At 30.7% G+C, this 1,863-nt stretch carries 2 protein-coding genes; both read right to left on the bottom strand.

All coding sequences use genetic code 11. The features are described from left to right. Positions 1-100: 100 nt before the first annotated feature. Positions 101-1,111 carry a hypothetical protein gene (locus BLT80_RS19770; protein WP_139181120.1) on the bottom strand — a complete coding sequence of 337 codons (1,011 nt, stop codon included), beginning with the start codon at positions 1,109-1,111 and terminating at the stop codon, positions 101-103. 150 nt (positions 1,112-1,261) lie between these two features. Beyond that, a complete protein-coding gene (locus tag BLT80_RS19765; RefSeq protein ID WP_092471267.1) occupies positions 1,262-1,711 on the bottom strand; it encodes a hypothetical protein in 450 nt (149 codons plus the stop codon). Between the last annotated feature and the right edge of the window lie 152 nt (positions 1,712-1,863).

Raw genomic sequence — 1,863 nt, 5'->3', positions numbered from 1 at the left:
CAAAATCTGGGTTAATATTTGATGCAACATATAAAAGTACGCTAGTGAAAAATTAATGGGATTTTACTTGTTTTTTAGCACAGTACTTTGTTAGGCAACGTTATTTATGGTATTCAATTTTGTATTCTCTAATAGTTCTTAACTTACCATTTTGGTATTCCGATTTTTTAATGAGATTTCCATTACTATCAAAATCAGAGGTTAATTTTATAGTTTTTTCAATCTCACCATTCGAGTCATAATATTTTGTTATCTGACCACTATTATTGTCGTAAATGTATATTTCTTTGGAAGTAATGGAATCATTTAAATATTCTACGTATTCAATCTCATCTCCGTTTTCGCCGTATTTTGAAATACCATAGACACCAGGAATATCATTTGAACTATATGATTTTTCCTCTTTGATGTTATTGTTATTATAATAAGTATAGTTGGTCGTATCTTTTCTTTCTAAATTTCCCATTCGGTCATAAACTGTCCATTCAGTTTCATTTCCAAACGAATCATACTTGGTAAACCATTCAGTTTTTGATTTATCAGCATAGATTCTTGTCGTTTTTACCTCATTGTCATATTTGTCATATTCATAACCAACTTTTACTAATTGATTTTTTACTTTTTTACTCTTAAGGATTATCAATTCAGTTTCTTTATTTAATTCATTATAAGTCGATTTGGTATGACTTAAAATTGAATCCTTACTATCATAAATTAAAGACTCTATTTTGTTTCCTGTATTATCGTATTTGGCAGTCCAACGTTTAAGCGTATCATTAGGATATTTAATTTCTAATTTTTCAATTTCATCACCTTTGTCATTATAAACTGAAATCCACTTTTTATATCGTTCACCATTTTTTTTGAAACTTACTTTTTCAATGATATTACCGTTTTTATCAAACAGAATTAATTCTCTATGCTGTTCTTTGAATGTGGTTTTGATTGTGTCATTCAGTTCGTTCGAACTTCTGCGAATCGTTTCTAAGTATGATTTGACCTTTCCGTTTAGTTGTAATCTGTCAACATCGGTTTTTCTTTTCTGATTATCAGAAATACAGCTGACAATCGAAAACAATAAAAATATTATAAAGAGATTACGAATGTTCATTCTAATGTTGCCTAACGTTTATGTATAAGAATAGTTGCGGGTTTGTATGCGAGGATTTTCCGAAGGAAAATCAGACGTTACAAACACGCAACGACCTTTGATTTAGCACTAAACCGCAATTATTTTTATACGGTGTTGTAGTGCGTTATTTTATTCAATATTACTCGTATAATTTCCGATTGCTTTTAATTCCGCAATTCCATCTTCTTTTTCCGCTAATGATTTTAATTCTCGACAAAAGACATCTATTGCGTTCGGTTCAATAATTAATTCCATTGAGAGTTTGTCCTTTTCTTCTTTTCGATATTCAGTTGATACATTTTCTTCCATTGTGATTAGAACTCCGCATTTTCCAGTCGGTCCAATCTTATAAAATTCCATTTCGAAATATGCGTAACTATCTTTTTCTCCGCAAGAATGAGAGACTTTATCTTTTCCAAATGGGAAACCATTCAGTTCGTTTACAAATCCGAGTAAGGATTCAGACACTTCATAAACTTCTGTAATTCCAGAATATCGTCCGTTATTTGCTGAAATTCGCATTTCAAACATATCGTCATCTTTCCAGATTACCTCAAATTTTAAATTTCTATCGTTCATTTGCTCTAATGCACTACAACGGTTTTGTGTATGATTTCGTTGCGTGTTTCAGCAACTAATTTAGCAAATACAAACCGAATAGAAAATCCGCAAGGATTTTCGTAAGTAGGCGAGTACTAGCAATGAATTATACACGGCTTAAGTTTACAATT

Source organism: Winogradskyella thalassocola (genome assembly GCF_900099995.1).
GTDB classification, from domain to species: domain Bacteria; phylum Bacteroidota; class Bacteroidia; order Flavobacteriales; family Flavobacteriaceae; genus Winogradskyella; species Winogradskyella thalassocola.
Note: the sequence above shows the minus strand (reverse complement) of the source record. Positions and strands in the feature narration are given on the sequence as shown.

Excerpts from the sequence above, each read along its gene's own strand:
- BLT80_RS19770 (WP_139181120.1), bottom strand. The coding sequence starts at position 1,111 with ATGAACATTCGTAATCTCTTTATAATATTTTTATTGTTTTCGATTGTC.
- BLT80_RS19765 (WP_092471267.1), bottom strand. The coding sequence starts at position 1,711 with ATGAACGATAGAAATTTAAAATTTGAGGTAATCTGGAAAGATGACGAT.